General features: G+C 58.0%; 20 protein-coding genes and 2 pseudogenes. 13 read left to right on the top strand and 9 right to left on the bottom strand.

Features of this window, described 5'->3' with window-relative positions; genetic code table 11:
• Positions 1–109: 109 nt before the first annotated feature.
• The 6 genes and pseudogenes from P9A16_RS34745 to P9A16_RS34720 all read left to right on the top strand — a co-directional run.
• Positions 110–367, top strand: coding sequence for a type II toxin-antitoxin system VapB family antitoxin (locus P9A16_RS34745; protein WP_278026527.1), 258 nt, complete (start codon positions 110–112; stop codon positions 365–367).
• Positions 367–753 carry a type II toxin-antitoxin system VapC family toxin gene (locus tag P9A16_RS34740; protein ID WP_050746850.1) on the top strand — a complete coding sequence of 129 codons (387 nt, stop codon included), beginning with the start codon at positions 367–369 and terminating at the stop codon, positions 751–753. Before P9A16_RS34745 ends, P9A16_RS34740 begins: the two co-directional genes overlap by 1 nt.
• A 447-nt stretch (positions 754–1,200) precedes the next feature.
• Positions 1,201–1,572: an antitoxin Xre/MbcA/ParS toxin-binding domain-containing protein gene (locus P9A16_RS34735; protein ID WP_050746851.1), complete on the top strand. Its 372-nt coding sequence runs from the start codon at positions 1,201–1,203 to the stop codon at positions 1,570–1,572.
• The gene (locus P9A16_RS34730; protein ID WP_050746852.1) at positions 1,565–2,083 is read left to right on the top strand and encodes an RES family NAD+ phosphorylase; all 519 of its coding nucleotides are present in this window, start codon (positions 1,565–1,567) and stop codon (positions 2,081–2,083) included. The genes P9A16_RS34735 and P9A16_RS34730 overlap by 8 nt, the downstream gene beginning before the upstream one ends.
• A 103-nt stretch (positions 2,084–2,186) precedes the next feature.
• On the top strand, positions 2,187–3,356 hold the full coding sequence (locus P9A16_RS34725) for an ATP-binding protein (protein WP_050746853.1): 1,170 nt from the start codon (positions 2,187–2,189) through the stop codon (positions 3,354–3,356).
• Positions 3,357–3,559: 203 nt separating this feature from the next.
• A pseudogene (locus tag P9A16_RS34720) lies at positions 3,560–4,058 on the top strand (GSU2403 family nucleotidyltransferase fold protein); the annotation flags it as partial.
• A 10-nt stretch (positions 4,059–4,068) separates the two neighbouring features.
• Here the strand turns inward: P9A16_RS34720 and P9A16_RS34715 are convergent.
• Positions 4,069–4,401: a hypothetical protein gene (locus P9A16_RS34715; RefSeq protein ID WP_156334193.1), complete on the bottom strand. Its 333-nt coding sequence runs from the start codon at positions 4,399–4,401 to the stop codon at positions 4,069–4,071.
• A 347-nt stretch (positions 4,402–4,748) separates the two neighbouring features.
• Between P9A16_RS34715 and P9A16_RS34710 the strand changes: the two are divergent.
• A pseudogene (locus P9A16_RS34710) lies at positions 4,749–4,898 on the top strand (IS1096 element passenger TnpR family protein); the annotation flags it as partial.
• Positions 4,899–5,103: 205 nt separating this feature from the next.
• Here P9A16_RS34710 and P9A16_RS34705 read toward each other — a convergent pair.
• The 3 genes from P9A16_RS34705 to P9A16_RS34690 form a co-directional block, all read right to left on the bottom strand.
• Complete coding sequence (locus P9A16_RS34705; protein WP_156334194.1) at positions 5,104–6,921, bottom strand: hypothetical protein; 1,818 nt, start codon at positions 6,919–6,921, stop codon at positions 5,104–5,106.
• Positions 6,922–7,497: 576 nt separating this feature from the next.
• Positions 7,498–8,496, bottom strand: a complete 999-nt coding sequence (locus P9A16_RS34700) for a calcium-binding protein (RefSeq protein WP_050746856.1) — start codon at positions 8,494–8,496, stop codon at positions 7,498–7,500.
• Positions 8,497–9,504: 1,008 nt separating this feature from the next.
• Positions 9,505–10,401: a DMT family transporter gene (locus P9A16_RS34690; RefSeq protein ID WP_278026526.1), complete on the bottom strand. Its 897-nt coding sequence runs from the start codon at positions 10,399–10,401 to the stop codon at positions 9,505–9,507.
• A 98-nt stretch (positions 10,402–10,499) separates the two neighbouring features.
• Between P9A16_RS34690 and P9A16_RS34685 the strand changes: the two genes are divergently transcribed.
• Positions 10,500–11,357 (top strand): LysR substrate-binding domain-containing protein, encoded by an 858-nt coding sequence (locus P9A16_RS34685; protein WP_050746858.1) that lies wholly within the window; start codon positions 10,500–10,502, stop codon positions 11,355–11,357.
• Between the two features lie 285 nt (positions 11,358–11,642).
• Here P9A16_RS34685 and P9A16_RS34680 read toward each other — a convergent pair whose 3' ends face one another.
• Positions 11,643–12,191, bottom strand: coding sequence for a helix-turn-helix domain-containing protein (locus P9A16_RS34680; RefSeq protein ID WP_050746859.1), 549 nt, complete (start codon positions 12,189–12,191; stop codon positions 11,643–11,645).
• A 56-nt stretch (positions 12,192–12,247) separates the two neighbouring features.
• On the opposite strand from P9A16_RS34680, the gene P9A16_RS34675 reads away from it, so the two are divergent.
• Complete coding sequence (locus P9A16_RS34675; protein ID WP_278026525.1) at positions 12,248–13,669, top strand: L-lactate permease; 1,422 nt, start codon at positions 12,248–12,250, stop codon at positions 13,667–13,669.
• Between the two features lie 247 nt (positions 13,670–13,916).
• On the opposite strand, the gene P9A16_RS34670 is transcribed toward P9A16_RS34675, so the two are convergent.
• The 4 genes from P9A16_RS34670 to mobC all read right to left on the bottom strand — a co-directional run bounded on the left by P9A16_RS34670 (position 13,917) and on the right by mobC (position 17,278).
• Positions 13,917–14,225 (bottom strand): type II toxin-antitoxin system RelE/ParE family toxin, encoded by a 309-nt coding sequence (locus P9A16_RS34670; protein WP_050746936.1) that lies wholly within the window; start codon positions 14,223–14,225, stop codon positions 13,917–13,919.
• Positions 14,213–14,485, bottom strand: a complete 273-nt coding sequence (locus P9A16_RS34665) for a CopG family ribbon-helix-helix protein (RefSeq protein ID WP_278026524.1) — start codon at positions 14,483–14,485, stop codon at positions 14,213–14,215. Before P9A16_RS34665 ends, P9A16_RS34670 begins: the two co-directional genes overlap by 13 nt.
• A gap of 260 nt (positions 14,486–14,745) precedes the next feature.
• Positions 14,746–16,533 carry a relaxase/mobilization nuclease domain-containing protein gene (locus tag P9A16_RS34660; RefSeq protein ID WP_278026523.1) on the bottom strand — a complete coding sequence of 596 codons (1,788 nt, stop codon included), beginning with the start codon at positions 16,531–16,533 and terminating at the stop codon, positions 14,746–14,748.
• A gap of 391 nt (positions 16,534–16,924) precedes the next feature.
• A complete protein-coding gene (gene mobC / locus P9A16_RS34655; RefSeq protein ID WP_278026522.1) occupies positions 16,925–17,278 on the bottom strand; it encodes a plasmid mobilization relaxosome protein MobC in 354 nt (117 codons plus the stop codon).
• Positions 17,279–17,979: 701 nt separating this feature from the next.
• Here mobC and P9A16_RS34650 point away from each other — a divergent pair.
• From P9A16_RS34650 to P9A16_RS34635, 4 genes are all read left to right on the top strand, one after another.
• The gene (locus P9A16_RS34650; RefSeq protein WP_278026521.1) at positions 17,980–18,897 is read left to right on the top strand and encodes a HEPN domain-containing protein; all 918 of its coding nucleotides are present in this window, start codon (positions 17,980–17,982) and stop codon (positions 18,895–18,897) included.
• A gap of 429 nt (positions 18,898–19,326) precedes the next feature.
• A complete protein-coding gene (locus tag P9A16_RS34645; protein ID WP_050746931.1) occupies positions 19,327–20,010 on the top strand; it encodes a ParA family protein in 684 nt (227 codons plus the stop codon).
• Positions 20,010–20,318: a hypothetical protein gene (locus tag P9A16_RS34640; protein WP_050746930.1), complete on the top strand. Its 309-nt coding sequence runs from the start codon at positions 20,010–20,012 to the stop codon at positions 20,316–20,318. The genes P9A16_RS34645 and P9A16_RS34640 overlap by 1 nt, the downstream gene beginning before the upstream one ends.
• Positions 20,319–20,544: 226 nt before the next feature.
• Positions 20,545–21,726 carry a calcium-binding protein gene (locus tag P9A16_RS34635; protein WP_278026520.1) on the top strand — a complete coding sequence of 394 codons (1,182 nt, stop codon included), beginning with the start codon at positions 20,545–20,547 and terminating at the stop codon, positions 21,724–21,726.
• Positions 21,727–21,866: the final 140 nt, after the last annotated feature.

Raw genomic sequence — 21,866 nt, 5'->3', positions numbered from 1 at the left:
CCCGCCTTCCATCACGATGGATTAACTCCGGCGACTGGCAAAACTTGCCTGCGGTGTCGCGCAGCCAGCAAAAGCCTGCCTCTCGTCGCCAAAACGTCCGGTGCTATGCATTAAGGCGGTTAGTATCAAAGATCCGGAGACGGAGAAACTCGCACGCGCACTCGCTGCGCGAACCGGCGAGACCATTACCATTGCAACGCGGCGTGCGCTCGAGGAGCGCCTCAAACGGACCGGATTGCAAGCGAAGAAAGCAGCCTTGATCGAGGACATGGAAGCAATGCAGCGCCGCCTGAGCGCCCTGCCCGTCCTTGATCATCGAAGCCCCGATGACATCATCGGCTACGACGAAAATGGGCTCCCAACCTGATGGTAATCGATACCTCTGCAATCGTGGCAATCTTCTTTAATGAACCCGATGCTGCGTCCTATCGGAGTCGCATCGCAGACGACTCCATTCGGCTGATTTCGGCTGCGACTCTCCTCGAAGCCGCGATCGTGCTAGAGGGACGTTTCGGCGAGGCGGGCGGAGCCGAACTCGATCTTTGGCTGCATAAGGCCGAGATCGAGGTCGTAGCAGTAACGGCAGAGCATTCCGATCAAGCCCGCAGGGCCTGGCGCCGCTATGGTAAGGGTCGTCATCCCGCAAGCTTGACCTATGGGGACTGCTTCTCCTATGCGCTGGCGACCTTGTCGGGTGAGCCACTGCTCTACAAAGGCAACGATTTCAAACAAACCGATATCGAGGCGACATGACCCGTCACGGTGAAATCGCTGCGGAGGAGGATCTGTCGGTGCTCGCGTCTCCTCCTCCCATGCCGCCCAGCTGCAGGTCTTGACTGAGCCGCTCAAGGCTACATCGAAGCGGCGAGCTCGGCGAATACCCAACCACGCTGCAACTGTTCTTTCCAATGTCGATACCTAACATGAAAATCTGCATGGCTTGGCTCCTTCCCGTTCAAGAGAACGGCATCATACTCGATGTCTTCGGAAGGGCGGGCCATCCCAAAGGCGAAGCCCGCGCGTCCTACCAGTCCGAGAAATAATCGCTTGCCTTCTGTAGAACTTTCCATTGTGCGACTTGGCGATAGCTCCCCGCGATAGAGCGGCCGGGGCACCCTCAAGTCACGCTTTGAGCTTGAATTGAGCACATAATGTGCTCATATTGAGCGCATGGATATCAAGTTAAGTCAGGAGCGTGTCATGGCGGCTCAAAGTTTGGGAATGTCGGCGACTCTTTTTGGTGACGCGCGATCACAGTTCCTGTCGGCTCGCCGCGTGTCGGAACTGCTGGGTGTCACCCAAGCCGATCTGGCACGGCTTGTTGGCGTCGCACGCAACACGCTGACCGCGCGCTCCGGTGCCCGCAAGGTCGATCAGGCGCTCAGCCCCGTCGTCCGCATCCTGGCGATGGCCGCTGAAATGGCCGGCGACGAAAGCCGCGCAGCGATCTGGTTCAAGCATCAGCCGATCCCGGGCTGGGCCGGCAAGACGGCTTATGACCTAGTCGGCGAGGGCAAGGCGGACAAGGTTCTGGCCTATCTGGAGGCGGTGCGCTCCGGCGTTTATGCCTGAAGCCGGCTCACGTCAGCAGTGGACCTTGTGGCGGGCCTTCGTGCCCCGCTGGGCCCACATACCGCTTTCGGGCGAGGGTGCTGCGCGTTTTGGCGGACGGTGGAATCCTGTCGGTGCGGCGACGCTTTATGCGGCCTGCGAACTATCGACCGCCTGGGCCGAGTACAACCAGGGTTTCGTCCAGCATCCGGCGCTGATCGCCCAGCTCGAACTGTCGGAGGCGAGGCTGGCCGACCTGACTGATGCCGCGATGCTGGACAAGCTCGGCCTCGATGCCGGCATCCACAGATGCGAGTGGCGCGCCGATCTCGACGCGGGCACGGTACCGCAAACCCATCTGCTGCGGCAGCGCTTGCTGGACGAGGGCTTCGATGGCGTCGTCTACCCGTCTTTCATGTCGCCCGGCGGCAGTTGCGTCGCCTTGTGGCACTGGAGCGGTCCGGTTAAGCCGTCGCTCAAGGTCATCGATCCCGACCAGCGCCTGCCGAAGACACCGGCCTCGTGGCTCTAAAGCTGGTCTGCGCGCAGCAGATTGTGCTCGCAAACTGTTAAGGTCTTATGCGCCACCGAATTTTAACCTTGCAAATAAGGATTATAATTCCATAATTGCAAGGATGATTCATCGCCGCGAAACCACCCAGGTCGAAGAACTGCTTGACGCCAGCCCGGCCGTAGCCCTCCTGGGACCGCGTCAGGTTGGCAAGACCACGCTCGCTCTGGATATCGCCGAGCGCCGGTCATCGATCTATCTCGACCTTGAATCCGATGCCGACCGCGCCAAGCTCGCCGAACCAGAATTGTATCTCAGCCGCCTCGAAGACAAGCTCGTCATCCTCGATGAGGTTCATCGGCTGCCAAACCTTTTCCAGAACCTACGCGGATTGATCGATCGTGGGCGACGCAAAGGGCTGCGCACCGGGCGCTTCCTGCTGCTCGGGTCGGCATCGATCGATCTTCTGAAACAGTCCGGCGAAAGCCTTGCGGGCCGGATTGCCTATACTGAGCTGGGACCAATCGACGGGTTGGAGGCACCGGCCGCCGATCTCGATAAATTATGGGTCCGCGGCGGTTTTCCAGACAGCTTTCTTGCTGCAAACGATCGCATCAGCCAACGCTGGCGAGTCGACTTCATCCGTACCTATCTGGAGCGCGATATCCCGATGATGGGGCCGCGTATTGCGGCGGAGACGCTACGCCGCTTCTGGACGATGCTGGCGCACCATCAATCGGGACTTCTTAACGCGGCAGACTTCGCCCGATCGCTTGGCGTCGACGGCAAGACCGTTGCCTCCTATCTCGACCTCCTAGTGGATCTCCTGCTCGTGCGACGTCTCGAACCCTGGCATAGCAACGCCGGCAAACGGCTCGTGAAAGCGCCACGGATTTATGTTCGCGATTCCGGCCTGGTTCACACGCTCCTCGGCCTCAAAACGCTCGACGACGTGCTCGGCCACCCGGTCAGCGGTGCCAGTTGGGAAGGCTTCGTGATTGAAACGGTGCATTCCGTTCTGCCGGAAGGCAGCCAGGCGAATTTCTACAGAAGCTCCGCCGGCGCCGAAATCGACCTGGTCATCACTCTGCCCGGCGGGCTAAAATGGGCCATCGAGGTGAAGAGGAGCCTGACCCCGAAGGTCGAGCGCGGCTTCCATCACGCTTGCGAAGACCTCACGCCGGAACGACGGATCGTGGTCTACCCGGGTGTTGAAGTCTTTCCTCTTGCCAACGGGATTGAGGTGCTGCCGTTGCGCCAGCTCGGCAAGGAGCTTCTGGAGCGCGCTCGATGAAACGCCATAGTGGCAAACAGCAGGTCCTTGCGTGCAAGTTTCCTGCATACGGCTCCTGCTTTGGTCTTTCGTGGCAACGCATTTACTGAGCTGAAATGTGAGGATGAGCGGTTTTCCACGATGGTCGTATTGGCCCCAAGCAGTGCTTTCAACGCATCAACGTCAGGAGTGAACCGCAACGACCTCATTGAATCTTCAATAGATACCGCGACGAATTCCTGACGGGCAATCGCGGTTCCGATGACTATACGGGCAAGCCCTCGTCCATGCCGGCTCTCGGCGGCGCAGCGGCGGAAAACTTGCGGTTCTTGGATTTCCTCACTTACGAGCCAGTGCGAACTGGTACTGCTCCATAGCGCGGGTATTCCCGTCCTCGTCCCTCGTCCTGAACGCTATGCCGTACATAAGTTCATCGTCGCATCACGTCGGAGCGATACGGAGAGCTTCGGCCACCTCAGGCGCGACAAGGACGTGCGGCAAGCTTGCTTGCTCACCATAGGTCTGCTTGAGACCATGGAAGGGGAGCGACTGGCCGATGCGTTCATTGAAGCATGGAATAGAGGACCTGCATGGCAAGAGGCCATCCGCGAAGGGCTGGCTCTGATGCCGAAAAAGTATATCAGCATTCGCAAATTCTTCGAGGAGGCGATGGAGCTTGAAAAGCTCGATCCTCAATTACTGGTTCGGGAAACGATGATCTGAACTTGAGAATCTAGTGAGTCCCAAACGCATATCCACGATTTGATAGATTGCACTTGTGCATTTCCTCACGGAGCAGTTCAACTTTATCAACAAAGAATTTAGTCGCAGCTTCAACCGCCCTACGGTCGGAGTAGAATGGCGACGTTGAATATGCCTTTAGGAGCTTTATCCCAGCCTGTTCCACGGTCCACGCCGTTTCTCGAGTGGTTGGAGACGATTCAATCAACGCAAAGGCATTGATAATGTTTGATCGGACGTTTGACAAAAAAATATCATTCGTCATTACGATATTATGGGCGATTTCTATCAAATCGTCCAGATAATCATCAAAAACACGCGCCATTTTCACTCTCCTTCGAGGCAAAATGATCACATAACTTTTACTGCAAACACAATGTAATTATGAGATGCTTTAGAAAAATGTTTTTCCACGGATTTATACACCTGAGTCGGAGGGAATATGTCGAAACGGTCGGCAATGGAAAGGAGGGTTTGCGTTCGTCCCACTCCGGCGGGTGGCTGGGAAGTGTATGAATTACATGCCGAAGAGGTTATTGTTTACAATGGCCGGGTTCTACGCGGCCTTTACCCCGACGAGGCATTTGAAATCGCTGCACATCTGAATGTGAACCGGGATGCTTTTACGGAAGAACGTCTCACAACCGAAAGCGGAACGCACGGTCGCCGGCGATGGCAGCAGCTTCCCTAGTCCGCCTGAAGATCACTCTTGACCATGTCGAGCCAATGGTGATGCGGCGCGTTGTCGTGCCGTGGCGCATCCAGCTCAGCCGACTGCATGAGGTCTTGCAGGCCGCGATGGGCTGGACGAATAGTTCTCTCGCTGTGAACGATCGCATCAGCCAACGATGGCGAGCCGCCTTTACCTGCTCGCTTGGCGTCGGCGGCAAGACCGTTGCCTACTCGTGTCCTTGTAGTAGCCGCGCACCAAAGGGCGCGGCTACTACTACAGGCTTATCGAAAAGTTCCATCATTGGTGGCAAACGATACATTCTCTGCTCACCAGGTAAGCCTATCTAGGTGGCGTTCACGATAGGAGCGTATATCGATAGACGGAAGTCGCTCCGCTTCGGTTTTCAACACGGACATTACCCGCCCGAACACCAATGGTGGTTTGCCCGTCGACGCCAGTCGTTCCCGTAACATCGCCGGTAGCGGTTGCAAAGTTGGTGCCACCCGCCCACTTTCCGCAAGTCACAGAGCTTCCAGTGTCGTAGCAAGCAAGCCCTGAGTGGAAAATGTTCGGGAAGGCGCCGTCTTCAACGCCGCCACAATGGACGATTGCCATGATACCGCCGCTCTTTGGCGTGGGAATGGAAACGGCACTATCATCCGAAACCGTCACTGTCCCAGACTGGTAGCGTTTCGAAAATACTGCGCCCCAGTTGCGCGCAGCATCACCCAAGGTCATGGCCCCATCGGCTTCCGGGCGGAACAGCGAAGTGTTGAGGCGAGCAATGTTGATTTGCGCAGAGCCATCATCGTGCTTGAAGAAGATAGTTCCGTTGCTCTCGAAAGAAGAAATGTACGGGATATCTTCGAATGTAGCTGCCCTTCCGCCACCAAAATTTGGAAGGCTGAGCTCGCCCCGCTGGCGGATGTAGGAGAGGCACCGGGTATCTTTCCAGAAACGGCGGCTAGTGCTGCTGACAACAACGCCATCAACCGTCACATTCCCCGAAATCATCCGCTCGCCTTCAAACAGGATGCCTTGCGGGGCGGTCTGAGTGCGAGATGTAATAGCAATTTCCCACGGAACGCCGCTCTTGCCTTCTGCATACGGCGAAATGAAATGATGGCCATCAGAACGGTCGAGACGAATTGCATATTTGCTGCCACCGGATGCACGGAAACCAACGCCATCCATAGTGATACCGCGCCCGAACGCCGTTTCCCCGGCAAGCTGTGCGTCGTGGCTATAGCACCCGCCATTGGGCGCATTCGACCCAAGGCGGGTTTTGCTGATGCGGATGTCTGACGTGCCTCCCGCCGCCCACATCCACGTTTCTTGCGGCAACGTGTTCCATGCCCGCGTAGTGCCTTGGATTTTCAAACCAAAGCCTGCGGATCCGCCGCCTTCAAACCAGCAATCATCTGCCGAGAATTCATTCATACCAGTGTCTGGATCAATTGATGGATGCAACGCCTTGAGAACGGTGTTCCGGTTACTCCACGTTGCATCGATGTATAATGTTCCGTCAGTGAAGCCAAATCCGGAAACCCGATTGAGCGCACACTGTTTTACGCAAGGAATGAGAATACCCATCGACCATGCGTTAGCGCCGTCCGTGTAAACTGTAAGGTCTTCAAAAACTACATTGTTACCACGCGCCACGAACAGCGGCGTGTCATTGGCCAAATCGGCTCCGTCAACGTCAGTCCAGCGCCGTGCTGTTCCTGAGCCAGTAGTACGAAAGACTGTGCCAAGAGGATTAGATACACTCCAACCCGAGCCGTCCTTCCAGTAATCCTTGCGGCCACTACCCTGAACGACAACGCCAGCGGGAACATAGAGCGTATCGGATGCAAGAACAACACCGCGACCCGCCATGGCACGACCAACAGTACCCGCTTGATCGAGCCACGCCTGAACCGCCACCGTTTCGTCGTTCACACCATTCATATCAGTAATGAAGTCGTCAAGATGAACGATATAGCGTGAACGTTCACGCATCGTGCGCGTCTTGCGGCTGTCCCAGGCCGTAAAACTCAGCGTCTGTGATACCTCTTGGAAAGTCTTCTCTTCGCGAGCATCTCCGGCGGAATTGCTGACTAGAATTGAGTTTGCCTGGATGGGAGGAAGCATGGATTTTTCCTTACATTGAGCTGAATGGATATTGCTCAATCAACTTACGACCATCAAATCAGGCGGGGACGACTACTGACGAATATTGAAATGAGCGGTTAGAGAAGTGCGTCGTGACTACAGCTTTCACGAGCGAATCTAACCAATGGAAAAAACTAAATAAAAGCGCCCCCAGAGCTATCGTCATCCATTCTCAAATTCCCTTGTCAGACAACGACAAAAATTGCACCAAGGCGTCTGCTGCGCTGCAGTTTTCCCCGCCACCATCACTTTATAGATCGCTACGCACTTCGCTCGAACTGCTCCAAGCGGAAACAGAGCCGCAAGATATGGAGCCTGCAAGGTAAGAGTATTCGCGCTGAAGCACATGTAGGCATCGAGCCGGTGGGCAGGCGATAGGGGTCGATCCGGACATTGCGGTCGTCAATAAGACGAACTGCCATCTCGTCGAGCGTAATGGTGGTTACCTCGATCATGTCACCGACATAAGCTTTCGGCATAGACAAGCAGCAAACCGCTGCGCCGGCCTTGTTTCTCGGCGTCGTACGTCAAGCGACAGTTCACGCGGCGCATCCACATCGGAAGAAGGCGAGCATTCGCGCTGCGACTGATCCGTCAGAGAATGAAGTCGAGCGAAGTGAGCTTCACGGCCTTGTCGATGTAGATTACCAGGTCGGACTGTTTGTCGCCGTCGACATCGCCGGTGATAACGGTCTTGCCACCTGATTGGTAGCTGCGCAGTTCGCCAGCCTTGCCATGGTACTTGTCGGAGCCGATCCAGATGAAGGTCTGATTGCCAGCCTTCTCCGTGTTGGCGTCAATGGCCTTCAAATTGATGATATCCTCGCCGCGATAAAAGGTGGTGATATGATCGGCCCCAGATCTAGTGCTGTCGAGAAAGCTCTTGAACAGGAACGTGTCTTTGCCCTTTCCGCCGAAGAGAACGTCCCAGCCTTCGCCGCCGTTGAGGACATCGTTTCCATCACCGCCGGAAAGCTTGTCGTTCCCGCCGCGACCCTCGAGGGTGTCGTTGCCCGCAATGCCATTGAAGGTGTTCGCGCTGGCGTCACCCTTCATGGTGTCGGAGAGCTTGGTGCCTTCGAAGGCCTCGATTGATCTGAATCGCGCGCCATCGGCAACGAGATCGAGGGTTATTGCGGAGTTCATTGCGAAGATGAGCGTGTCATATCCGGACCCGCCGTTGAAATCACCGATATCCGTGGCTCTGATCCTGTCGTTGCCGCCGTAACCCTTGTTGATGCCCGTAAGCTCATCGCTGCCCGCCATCAGAAGCTCGAGGCCTGTTGCGCCGGATTTTTGAAGGGCTGCAAGGTCCTCTATCAAAACCCCGCTGTTTTTGCCGTCGAACCGAAGGAAATAGTCAATCTCGCCCCCCAATTCAGATTCGTAGTAATCGATCCGTTTCACGAGGCCCGAGATAATGCCGTCAACGCTCGTGAACGTGCCCCGAAAGGTGACAGCGCGATGATTCGTGATTTGTTCGTCAACTGGAGTGGTAACCCAGAAGGTGACGCTCTTTTCGGTAAAACTGACTTCCTTGTAGTCGGGCAACAGGAACCGGGACAAGTCTTCGTTGGCGGTAACAAACGACATTCCATTCTCCTCACATTGCCGCAACTCAGGCGCTATCGTGGAGCCAGAGAACAGCATGTGGCTGGGAAGTCAATCGCGGCGACTATGGACCCGCCTCGGTCGAGCAGCCCTCGAAAGACCAGTGCCTTACACGCGAAGGCGGACATGCAGTCTGACGAAGCAGCAATCCGCCGGATTGCAGGGTCTTGGGTTAAGCGGGTGGGACAAGCCTTGGTGCCGGCCGCGCCCGTCGCACAAAGGAACATCTCCTGGTGCTGCCAGCTGGGTGTATCCCCCTTTCGATTTCTTGAAGAAGGTTGGCGTCAGGTGGGATCTTGTCCCACCATATAAGCCGCAAACGAAAGGAACCCCGCCATGCGCAACGCCGAGAAGACTAGCCTGACAATGACCCTGGAGCAGATGCAGGTTATCCGCGACAGCGTTCAATAGGGCGAAGTCGCCACTATCAACGATGGCCATGCGGGTCTGGCAGCGTCAGCGCATCGAAGATGCCGAACGCCTTGAAGCGATGCGTGCCCACATCCGCCGCTCCATCACCCCCACGGCCCAGCCTGTCCACAGATGACGCGGAAGTTGAGCTTGCCCGTTTCATGAAAGGCGAAACCAAAGGCTTACCCAATGCATCGCACCAAGGTCGCATACCGGCCGAAAGCTATTGCAAATCTGAAAAGCATTTGCTGCACGCCGCATTGGCCAGTCCGAACCACCGTGTCGCCTCGGGGCATGTCGACCGGATAACGGCGTGCTGCCGCAAGATTGGCGCTGCGCCCCATAGTGCGTGGCCGCGCGATGACCTGGAGGAAGGCTTGCGAACCGTTCCGTTCGAGCACAGTGCAGTCATTGCCTATCGTGTCGGAAAGGCCGTGGAAACTCTCAACTCCTTTTATGACCGTCGGGATTATGAAGTCCTCTATCACAATCACGAGCAGGAAGAATTAGCCCGTCTTATCGCCTTGCTATCCCTCGACCTCGCCGGTCAGGCAGGGCTGCGTGATGCCTACAAATGCATCAGACAGGCGAGGGTCTACGAAGTGGCAGATGCCAACCAAGCCGTACGCCCAAGGTCCCGAAAGCGATCAGGATCATGCCGGCCGACTGGGTTACGCCAAGCGAGTGGCTGTAGAAAAACCAGTCAATAAGAATAGCGACCAGGGGGTAGATGAACGTCAACACGCCGATGACCGGTGTCGCCAGGCGGGGATAAGCTGAATACATCAGCACATAGGCCACACCTGTATGCAGGATGCCGATTCCTGCGAGCCAGCCCCAGGAGGCAAGAGGAACCGAGCGGGATAGATCGGCGAAGGGCGCAAGCAAGCCGACCCCGACGATCGTCTGGCAAAGCGTGGTAACCTCCGGTCGTTGTTCGCCAAGCCCTTTTGCGAGGATGGTCGCAACCGCATAGAGCAGCGCAGCCCCAAGCGTCAGCACGATCCCAAGCACCCAGGTCATGCTGACGGGCCTTGATGACAAGACCAAGCCGCTGGCAAGGGCAACCCCAACAAAGGCGGTGACCATCCACACGATCTGGTCAAGGGTGATGCGCTCCTTCAATACGGTCACGCCGATCAAAACGACGAAGAAGGGCTGGATATGGTAGACGATCGTCGTGGTCGCGATCGAGGTCATGGTGAAGCCGGCAAAAAACGCCGTCCAGCTCAGCACCATGCAAACACCGCCGAGAGCCGCGAGACCAAGGTGCGCTGGCGAAAGGCCGCGGTGAGGCAAATATCCGCACAACAGACACCATGCCGCGAGAAACAAGGTTCCGAACACACAACGCCAAAAAACGGTCGTGATAGGGTCGAGGCCAGCTTCCGTGGCGAAGGCGCCCACCGTGCCGATGACCGCCATGGCCAAAGCGAGCCGGCCGGCCGGAAATCGGATCGGTAACGTGGTTTTCACAGGCTATTCCTCCTTGGATCGAGAATAGACTGCCTGTTGGAACGCCTCCAATCAAACGAATAGATTTGTAAAACGCTATTCGATATACTGATAGTAGGATGCCACCACCACTTGATCTTGATCTTCTAAAAACCTTCGTTGCAGTTGCCGAGACGGGTAGCTTTTCCAGTGCTGCGCCCCGCATCGGGCGCAGTCAATCGGCCGTGAGCATGCAAATGCAGCGCCTCGAGCAAGCCGTCGGCAAGCGCCTGCTGGTCCGGGGATCAAAAGCCGTCATTCCAAATGCGGTTGGCGCAGAACTCCTGGTTCATGCGCGCCGCCTTTTGAAATTGTCAGATCAGGCCTGGGCAAGCGTCGCGCAGCCCAACGAAATCGGGTGTGTTCGGCTTGGGGTCCCCGACGACTATGCCGCTTTCTTGCTGCCCCCTGTGCTGGAGCGCTTTGCCGCCGATTATCCATTAGTGACGCTTGAGCTGGTATGCGAGCCTTCAGCTTCTCTGTCCAGGGCGCTCGACGAGCGGCGTATTGATCTGGCGATCATCACCCGCCTTCCAAATCAGCCTGTCGAAATCCTGCGGCGGGAGCCCTTTGTCTGGGTCGCCGCACCGTCTCATGTCGTGTGGCAGGACGACCCGCTTCCAGTCGCCTTGTTCGAAGCTGGATGCGCTGCGCGAACGAATGTACTGGACGCGCTCGCCGTCGATGGGCGCGCCTATCGCTGCGCATATTCGAGCGCCAGTCTGCTCGGCCTCATCGCGGTTGTGCAAGCGGGTTTGGCAATAGCGGGTCTCGCTTTGTGCAGCGTTCCCCCTTCCTTGCGCATCATCGATCCCAACGAGGGATTGCCTCCGCTTCGGGACCTGGAAATCGGCCTTTTGCAAAGCTCCACCTCAACGGGAAGAGCCGTTGACCGTTTAGCGGATTTCTTACGGCGCGCGCTTCGGCACAATCCTTGAAATTCTACGCTAAGCCGAAGGCGCACTTTCCATAGTCCCTGAGTTCGCCCTTTAGGCCGGCATTTCTGGAGAGCGTAACGTGCTTGATCCCGGTTTTCTGTACAGATCGGAAACGGAACCGTCGCGCTGGTCCATAGCGGCCTGGACTAGGTGCTTAGCCAGGCCGAATTTTCGTTCCCCTTTGCGATATGCCACGGCCCATATTCCGGGCCGCTGCGGACGTGGTGCACGTTTCAGGAATTGTACGGCAAGCTGACAAAATCAGCCTACGAAGCCTACTCGGTCTCAAGGCCCGAGGACGGTGAGAATAATCTTCGTCGTCTCGCTCCCGGTGTTCGTAAACCAATGCTCCGTATCGACATGCAGAGTGGCGGTGTCTCCGGCGCCCAATGTAATGACTTCCTGTCCGGTATGGATTTCAAGCCTGCCGGTCAGGATGTGGAATATCTCGCGGGTTCCCGACTTGTGGGCGGCGAAGCGGCTGGATGTCGCGCCCGGCGGGACCGTGTAGCGAAGTAGCTCTATATCAGGCGTCGGCCGCGCCAGCGCCAACCGCTCAATGCCCGTGGCCTCATCAAAGAAGCGCAGGTTCTCGCCGACGCGGACGACCTGCGCCGTCTCACGCTCCACGAGCTCCGCAAGATCGCATCCAAGGCCGCGCGCAATCGCAATGGCGTTGCGCAGCGTCGGGCTGAGATGCCCCCGCTCGACACGCGACAGGGCCGCAGCCGAAACGCCGCTCGATTCTGCGAGCTGGTCGAGCGTCACGCCCAACTGCATGCGTCGGGTGCGCACCGCGTTTCCAAACCGGGCATCCTGTTTCTGAGTATCCATCGTCAAATCAAAACCTCACTCTTGACTTTTGCATTTCAGCAAATGAATTTGCAAAAATGCAAAAGGAGTGCTCCGCCGTGCCTGTCTTTCTCAGCACTTTACCCGTCCTCGCCACCATTGTCGCTCTCAGCCTCGGGGCACGATCCCTGTATGCCGCGCTACTGGGCGTTGGCTGCGCCGCTATCGCAATCATGCTGGCCTTTCCGATACCATCAGACAGCATGATACCTGTCGTGCTTCGTTGGACACCTATTCTGATAGAAGTTCTGATGATCGTCGGCGGCGGCCTGCTGCTGGCCGAAGTGCTGCGCGAGGCCGGGGCGCAAGCCGCACTGGCAAAGTGGATCAGCGGCCGTGCCGGCCAAGGGGTCGCGGCTGTGCTGCTTGTCGTCCACGGCATCACACCCTTTGCAGAATCCCTGACGGGTTTTGGCATCGGCGTGACCATTGGCATTCCGCTATTGGCACATTTTGGCCTTCCGGCCCGCAAGGTCGTGGTCATCGGCCTGCTTGGTCTGTGCGCGGTCCCCTGGGGATCTATGGGGCCAGGAACACTGATTGCCGCGACCATGTCCGATCTGCCCTTCCATGACCTAGGGGTGGCGTCCGCCGTGTTGAGTTTTGTTCCGTTCACAGCAACGGGCATTGCTGCTGCATGGCTTGCCAGTCCGCCGGAAAGCCGCGCTTCGGCTACCCTCTACGGCGCCCTGTCGGGGACAGTCCTCACAGTCGTGGTCACGGCGGTCAATATGGCGTTCGGCACGCCGCCGGCCGGCGCGCTTGGTGCGCTGGCGATGATCGCCATGCATCTTCTCTCCGGGTGGGGCAAAAGCAAACCGCCACTGGAAAGCGCCGGTCGCAGAGGCCTTGGCAGCTATGCCGTGTTGCTGGGCGGAGTGCTGGCGGCAAGCGCGATCATCCGCCTTGCGAGCCTGCCCGAAGGCTGGCGCTACCTCGCTTCACCCGCGCTCTGGCTGTTTATCGCAACCCTCTGGTTCGCACGCGGACAGTCGCCGGTCCAACCGCTGCGGCGGGCATGGGCGTCATGGTTGCAAGTCGCGCCTGTCACGGGCCTGTTCATCGTGTTGGGCATCCTCATGGCGGCCTCGGGCATGGCCGCCTATCTGGCGCGAACGCTGGCGGGAACTGGAACGGCCTATCTGGCGGCGGCCCCCTTCGTCGGCGCTGTAGGCGGCTTCGTCACCGGCTCCAACAGCGGGGCAAATGCGATGTTTGCCGCCACGCAGGCTGAAATCGCCCGCTCGCTCGGCGTCGATGTGTTGTGGTTCATGGCGGTCCACAATGTTGCCGCCGCCTTTCTCCTGATGGCTTCGCCCGGCAAGATTGAAATGGCCATTGAGTTGTCGCCGGCAGGCGTCGCCAATGATCGGCGCTGGTGCCAGATGATAATCCTTCTGGTCGCGCTCACCGTGGTTGCAATACTCGCGGCGATCAACGTCATAATGGGTGGGCGCTAGCGCAGCCGTCATTGGCGGGAACCGTGGGCAACTGGAGATGACGCCGGATTGCGAAGAGCGGGCTCGCACTGTCATGGCCGCATCAGCATCCGGTACACCGCCCCTCCCCGAAGGCCTGACGCCATACAGGGTACACTTGATCGCAGCACGGCTGTGCGATCGGGCCATTTGGCAAAGCACCCCGGGATGAGGGCCATAAAGTTGGGAGCAGGAGGGTGGTGGCAGCTCTACGGCGGGCTCGGAAATCCTAAGTGTCACGCCGTTCAATAGCCCCTTCTTTCTGATGCCTGAAGGCCAGCACATACACCGTATCGTCGGTTGGTTCGTGGCGATACAATGCAACGTAGCCGGAATCCCCGAACGCTATCACCAACTCACGTAGCTCCGGCCTTTCAGGGAGAGGCCGACCTATGTCCGGCGTCCTTTCCAGGAGCAAGAGTTGCCGCTCGATAGCCTGGCCGGCTCGCCTGACAGCTTCCGGGGCTTTCGTGGACAGAAACTGCCGGCAGCGCGCCAACCCCGTGGCCGCACCCTCTGTGACAATTACTTGTGGCACTCAGGCATCGCTTTTTCATCATCGGTGCCCCAGCTGTTCAACCAGGCTCGGACTTCCTGGCAGGTCAGGTGCCGGCCTGTTTCCTTATAGGCTTCCCAGGACGCCAGGGCTTCCTGTTTGAAGCTCTCTTGCGCTTCCTCGCGGTCTACATACTGCTGGATTGCTTCCAGCATGATCCAGTGCGCCGAGCGCCTGCGCTGGCTGGCAAGCTGCTGGACGCGGCTTTTCAGCCCATCATCAATCTTGAGGGATGTCGCCATATCCAGAACCTCTTATCACTCAGTAATACCTAGTAATAATGTAGTTCTTCTCTGCCGAGCTGTCCATGCGGAGGCTGTTGGCAAAAACGAACGCGATAGGAAGGCTCACCACTGAGCACCCCGGCCCTCGCACAGAAGCACTCATCTGACTTGGAGATCGGGCTGCCCTCCTGGTGGAGTTGGTCAAGGCGGCTTGTCTCAAGCATCTGGAAACGCTTGAACGCGGGATGGCATAGCCGCGCGCCAGGATGCCCACTCACCTAGCGTTCCGCTCCATCCCGGTCATTGTCGCGGAGGCGTTTCTGCTCCGCCTGGCGAAGAACCTGCTGGCGGTGCTCGTCTTGAACCTCCTTGGCAGCGCCGGCCTGCTCCCGCGCGGCACGGGCAGCACGTCCGGCGGCAATCGCCTGCTGCTGGGCGGCAATGGCGGGATCGGCCGCCGGTGGCACTGCTCGCCCTTCTGCGCGTGCCTCCGTGGTACGGGGCGCCGGCGGCCTTCCCCCGTTCCCCACGGTCTCGGTGACCGATCGCACCTGCTGCCTTTCTATATCGCAGCGCTGCTCGGCAAAGAGCGCGGAGATCTCTTTGCGCATCACCTCGATTGCCTGGCGCTCGGCACTGCTGCCAGCTGTCATCTCCAGGCGATCCATTGATTTGTTCGCCCGCAAGACGCGCGCGTCAAACTGTTCAAGCGAAAGCGGCATGGCCGTTTCCTTCTGCTGCTGGAGGGGGCCACTCAACTCCCTCCGTCCCACCGCCGGCATATCCTTGCCGCCCGCCGCAGCTGCGAACCGGCCGGCTGCCGCAATCACGGATGGCTCCGCGCCGGCCCGCTTCAGGGCGCTCGCCGTCGCCCGCCATTTCGAGACAAGCGCCAGATTCCCGTTGGTGAGCGACGCTCGATCGACGACGCCGGCGCGCTTTCGCTCGACGCGATTGGTAAGAGCCGATGTCTTGAGATAGCGATGGTCTTGCCGGCCACGCTCATAGGCTCCAGCCTGCGCCTGACTATAAGGCCTGGTGGCCGCAACATCCGAGCGGCGGGTGGCGACCATGGCAATGCCGTGCTCGCGTGCCTTGGCCGCAAACCGCTCGCGCCATTCGTAGAGTTCCGGCTTGGTCAGCCGCAGCGCCTTGCCGACATCGTCGCGCGCCGAGATCATCGCATGGACATGAACATGGCCGGTCTCCGCGTGATGCGCCGTAGTCCAGCGATGGCCGGCGACCTGCTCGCTGAGGAAATCCCGAACAGCGCGGGTCATCGCTTCCGGATCGGTCCCGGCCCGCGCCGAGAAGATAATGTGGAAAGCGTTGCGCGGCTCGACGGTGCGAATATGCGAGGACCAGGCCCGCCAGATGACGTCGGCCTTTTCCTTGACGCTGGAACCAAACTTGACCGAATCGCCTTCGCTGGTGGTGATGACCTTCTCCGTGCGCAGGAATTTTTCCAGGAAGTAACGGCCGGATTTCTCCGAGACGGACGCGCCGAGAATGTGCACCTCGGCTGAGACACCGGCGTCGGCCAGCCGGCGCACGAAATTGGCCTCCGCATTCTCGACGGCTCGTGCCGGCCCCTCGCCTTTCTCGCGAACCTTCAGCGCGCCAGCGATCTTCTTGGCCGGCAGATCCGTCACCGCATAGACCGAGACCTTGCCGTCCGGATGCCGGGAGTATAGGAAGGGTTTCGAGCTGAAGGCGGCGTTCAGAGCGTCGTGTAGGGCCGCATCATCGACATCATCGACAAGCATCATGGAGAAGGTGGCGGCCGCGTTAACCGCATAAGCCTCGCGGAAATCAGCAGTCCATTCGGCGAGCGCTGCCGCCCGGTCCTCCCGGCTGGAAATGGCAATACCGTCCTGATCGTAGATCGCAATGTCGACCGTGCCCTTCTCGCCGCTTTCCTTTTCGACCTCGCGCGTGCCGAGATAGGTCATCAGGCCGGCGGCCGACGCGCGGCTGGACACGGTGGACGTCACTTTGATGACGACAGGCTGTGCGCCGGCGGCAATAGCCGCCCGGCTTACCGCTTCTGCCGAAGCCCGATCCATCGCCGCCTGTTGCGGGGCAGTCGGCCGAGGCGCGCGCTGGGCGCTCGCGGCGGAACCGCCGCCCCCTCCCCCGCCGGCCGATGCCCTCGGCTCGTCTTCATCGTCACGATCGCGGCCGGGGGCCCCCAGGGAACCGACCAGCGCAATAACGCCCTGCTGCGATCCCTTTGGGGCCTGCAAGATGGATGCGATCGTCGGCTCGCGTGAGGAATCCAAGCCCGAGGGCGATACTTTTTTCGCGATCCCTGTGGGAACAAAGCGTTGTCCCGGTTCCCTGGCCGACGGAGCGACACCACTGGCCCGCGGCCGGCGCAGTTCCTCTTCCCCGTCTACCAGCGACGAGGCGCGGCGGACGGTAAGTGCCTCGATCTCGACGAGCAGTCCGGTCCAGTCATGCGCCATGACCAGCTCCCTTCCGCTCCTTGCGGCTGATCCGCAGCATCAGGTCGATATCGGCGCGCAGGCGAAACACGCCGTCGAGAAGCCTGCGCAGCGCGGCGTCGAGATGCGGCTCGTACCCGACCCGCCCCTCGTTCATCGCCCTGACCGCCTGGTTGAGGTTGATGCCGATGCGGCGAAGTTCTTCATTGGTGCCACGCAGGGCGTCTGCCTCAGCCGGCCCGACCGGAAGCGGAAGGCCGGCCCGGTCGCGAAACAGCAGCCGGATGACGTCGCTGGCGGTGCGGCTGTCCCCGCAAAGCGCGGCGAGCGCCTTGCGCTCCTCCGGCTGCAGTCGGACCCTCACCACCTCGCTCCGCATGTCTTCCTTCCCGCTTGCCAGGTTGCCGGAGGCGACCCAGAGCGCCAGAGGCGCGAACCACTGCCCTGCCAGAGGCGGAGCGACGTCGAGTTTGTACCACAAACTTGACTATCCTGCCGCAAGATATAAACTATAATTAATCTTTTTGAGCAACCTCGCACAACCGGACGTTCTCGCTACATACATCGCAACGACCCCGGATAACCCGAACACTTTGGCGTGAGCAATTACCCGTTGTTAACGCGCTCGTTGCCTGCGATACCACTGGAAACGGTCAATTATCCATTAATAACTGACAATTAACCGCGATCTTGTTCCCCATTATCAACGGGCAATTGATGACTGCCCATTAACCGTTGGCAACGGGTAATGATCAATCGTTACTCCTGAGGGAAGTTGCCTGTATGCAGGTTCCGCCGGCGCAGTTGACTAATTATAATTTATTTCCAACATCCACCGTTGAATGGTCGACTACATTGCCGTTTTGTTTTCTCCAACGGTCGCAACCCCGGCCATCTCCATGGCGCGAAAAACCCAAGCCAAGGTTTATGTCGTTAGGCTACAAGAGTTACCGTACCAATGCTCTGTTTTCCAAGACGGCGAGCATCGAAATCAGATATGCAAGAGATCATGAACCAACCATCGAGTGTCGCCCTTACTCACACCGCGAAAATGGGTAGATTCTGATGCTATCCGATCGTCTCACCCATCTACCTGACAGGAAGCGCCGCGAACTGGAGCGCACCGCGCAAATCCTGTTCGGGGAATTTGAAGAGGCCCTGAAAACAAAACTCTCCGACAAAGCCAAACGTGGCCGCATCCTCAAGCTGATCCTGTTCGGCTCCTATGCGCGCGGCGATTGGGTAGAAGATCGCAAGAGCGGCTATCTTTCCGACTATGACCTTCTCATCATCGTCAACGAGGAACGCTTTGCCGAACAGTATGAAGCTTGGGAGAAGGCTGGAGAACGGTTCTTGCAGGAGCTGACCATTACCCGCCGACTCGCCACGCCTGTCAATTTCATCGTCCACAGCTATCAGGATGTTAACGACCAGCTCGCCCAGGGCCGCCCATTTTTCGTCGACATCGCCCGCGACGGCGTAGTGCTCTACGAAGCCTCCGGCTTTCCTCTCGCCTTGCCGAAGATCCTTGCACCGAAAGAAGCCCTCGACCAAGCGCGCACCTATTTTGAGCATTGGTTCCCAAGTGCCATCCGCCGTCTCGAGATAGCGCAGGAAGCCATAAGGCGAGGTTACGTCAAGGAAGCTGCATTCGATCTGCATCAAACGACCGAACGCCTCTATCATTGCACCCTGCTCGTCCTGGCCCTCTACAGCCCAAAATCCCACAAGCTAACCTTCCTTCGCTCCCAGGCAGAAAGGATCGCACCGCAACTCATCGGCATCTGGCCGCGCGATAGCCGGTTCGCTAAGCGGAGCTTTGCCCGCCTTGATCGCGCCTATGTCGATGCGCGCTACTCCCCGGCCTACGAAATAACCAACGAGGAATTGGTCTGGTTGATCGATCGCGTGACCATGTTGCAAAAAGCCGTGGCCAAGATCTGCACGGAGCGACTCGACGGGAACAAACCGGGCGCACCATGAGTACAAGCCAGGTGCCGTGCACCGAGGCCTTTCACTGGCGCCCCTCCAGCTCTCTATAGCGTAACGTGGAACCGTGCTCGCCTCCCGGCGGGTGCGGCTCACGCCGCGTCACTAATTCGGAGACCGGTGAATCGCCCGATCGCGCAATGGCTTATTGAGCGATGCGCTTAACCGCATAGCCACCTATTCGCTGACTGCCAGCAGCCCAGGCCGCTCCCAGGCAACCAAGCCGAAGCACTTCATTCTTGCCACGCAGGAGCATGAGCTATGATAGCGGGATAGATATCAAGTAAGATTGATTTCAGATAGCATGCATATTGCAATCTAAATTGCTATTCAGTTGCGATATGAATGCTATCTGATAGCTTTCACAAATCATTCATGCATTCAAGCTATCAGGTACGCTTGATAATCAATAGGAGACGAGCCATGCCGGTAGTGTGCGCAGCCAACCCCAAGGGGGGCGCGGGTAAATCGACGACCATCCTGGCCATAGCCTCGACCCTCGCTCAGCAGGGCGGATCCGTCACGATCATCGATGCCGACCCCAACAAACCGATCACCGACTGGCGAACGGGAAAGAGCAATCTTCCGATCAAGGTCATCAGCGAGGCGACGGAAGGCAATATCCGCGACCTCATCAACACCGCCGCAGCCGAGGCACAATTTGTCTTCGTCGATCTCGAAGGTACAGCAAGCCGCCTTGCATCACGCGCAATTATTCGCGCGGATCTCACCCTGATACCTTTGGGCGGCAGTGCTCTCGACGCCAAGCAGGCCGCACGGGCCGTCGGTCTGGTGCGGGAAAGTGAGGAGGACATCGGGCGTAAGCTAAACTTCACGCTCGCCTTCAATCGCACAAGCCCTCCGCCATTCACACGGCGTATCGAGCGAGAGATCGCAGATCAGATGCGAAGCAATGACCTACCAGTTCTCGGCACCCATCTTTATCGCCGCGAAGCCTATAACGCCATGTTCATGGAACGGCTCAGCCTCTTCGAACTCGACGCCAGGCAGGTGAACGGCCTGGAAGCTGCAATCGACAATGCCGTTCAGTTGACGGAGGAGGTACTCGAACTCCTTCGTGGCGCCTCGACGGAAAGGGCAGCGTAATGTCCAGCGATCTCGGATTTGGAAAACCGAAGAAACTCGATCTCTCCGGCTTCGCACCCCGCCCCGCGGAAAAGGCGCCGCCACAGGCCGAACAGGAGGCCTCCGATCGCGCAGCCGAGCGGGCCGGCTTCCAAAGCCGCGAGCCGGTCCAAAGGATCAAGCGCATCCGCAAGACAAGCGAGCCCTTGGACCAGGCATTCGTGCGTGCGCCGATCGATGTCATCAACAGGTTTAAGCAATATTGCAACGACACTGGAATGTCGTACGGCGAGGCACTGGATGAGTTGATGCGGAAGGCGGGGATCTAAAACCCTCTCCTTCTAATCGGCAATGCTGGGTACGAAGAGGGTAAAATCGCGTACGTCAAACTGTCGTCGCTACCCGGCAGCATTCTACTCCTCTCACGCAACATGCTCCCTGTTTTATGCCCATTTACTGCAAACAGATGGCCAGAATAGACGCATACGCAAATAAGATACTCGTTACGTAATCTCTTAGATTTCTCCGACAACTCACCATCGGTTGGAGGCTACTATGGATACGGTAACGACCGAAGTAACAAGCGAGATACTAGGATTTGCCGACACAGGAGATTCCAGAAACAAGGTCTTAGGAGACACACTCGTCTCCGTAACGCGTAACACTGTTGGAGACGCAGAAGTCCAGGTCGATTTTCTTGGTGATTTTGGCGACCTCACAACTCTGTATCCTGATGAATGGTTTTCAGTAAGCATAGATGGATATGAACTAGGTAAATTTCAAGGAATACAATCTCAGAACACGACAAGTAACTTAAATATAGCATACTCAGATTGGGAAAACATCATAAATGACGGAACAATAAACCTAATATATACTATGGGCCCGGAAGTTGACAACCTTGACACCAATCCAAATGAGTTTATTAAATTAAAATTCACTTGGGAAACGCAACTCAACTGGGAAACACCAAGCCACCAAAAGACTCTTCCCACCCAAATCAGGGGCACAAACGCAGATGATGTTTTAAACGGCACTGATGGGAGAAACATCATTTATGGGTTGCTGGGGGACGATACAATTTCCGCCGGCGGGAACAACGACATTGTCAAGGGCGGCCTGGGTGACGACCGGATCAACGGTGGTAACCAGTCCGACGCGCTCTACGGCGAACAAGGAGACGATAATATCTTTGGCGACGACGGGAATGACATCGCATACGGCGGCGTTGGGAATGATCTTTTGGATGGTGGCGCTGGTAATGACTTCCTCTACGGCGGCGCGGGAAAAGACACACTTAAAGGCGGCGCCGACGACGACTTCTTGAAGGGCGCGAACGGTAATGACGTGTTGAACGGCAGCGTCGGCAACGACGAGCTCTATGGTGGCGCAGGCCACGACAAGCTTTCCGGCGGCCTCGGTAATGACGAACTGTTCGGAAACCGAGGCAACGACTCGCTCTTCGGTGGTGCAGGAAGGGACGTGCTCGACGGTGGCTTGGGCAACGACGAACTTTCCGGTGGCCTCGGTATAGATACCTTCATCTTCGGAAAGAAAGAAGGCGATGATGTCATTCGCGGCTTCGAGGCAGACCACGATCTCATCAAGCTCAACGGGCAAACCTACACTGCCGTCGAAAATGCAGATGGTGACACCGTGCTTGAATTGTCCGGCGGCGGAAGCGTGACACTGCTTGGCATCGCGCTTGAAGATGTCAAATCCGATTGGTTCCTGTGAGTGTAGCCCCAGCTACCATGTTAGCCGCCTTAATGCATAGCACCGGACGTTTTGGCGACGAGAGGCAGGCTTTTGCTGGCTGCGCGACACCGCAGGCAAGTTTTGCCAGTCGCCGGAGTTAATCCATCGTGATGGAAGGC

The sequence above is a fragment of the Shinella sp. 838 genome, from assembly GCF_029623935.1.
Classification (GTDB): Bacteria; Pseudomonadota; Alphaproteobacteria; order Rhizobiales; family Rhizobiaceae; genus Shinella.
This window is presented reverse-complemented; position numbering and strand designations above follow the sequence as displayed.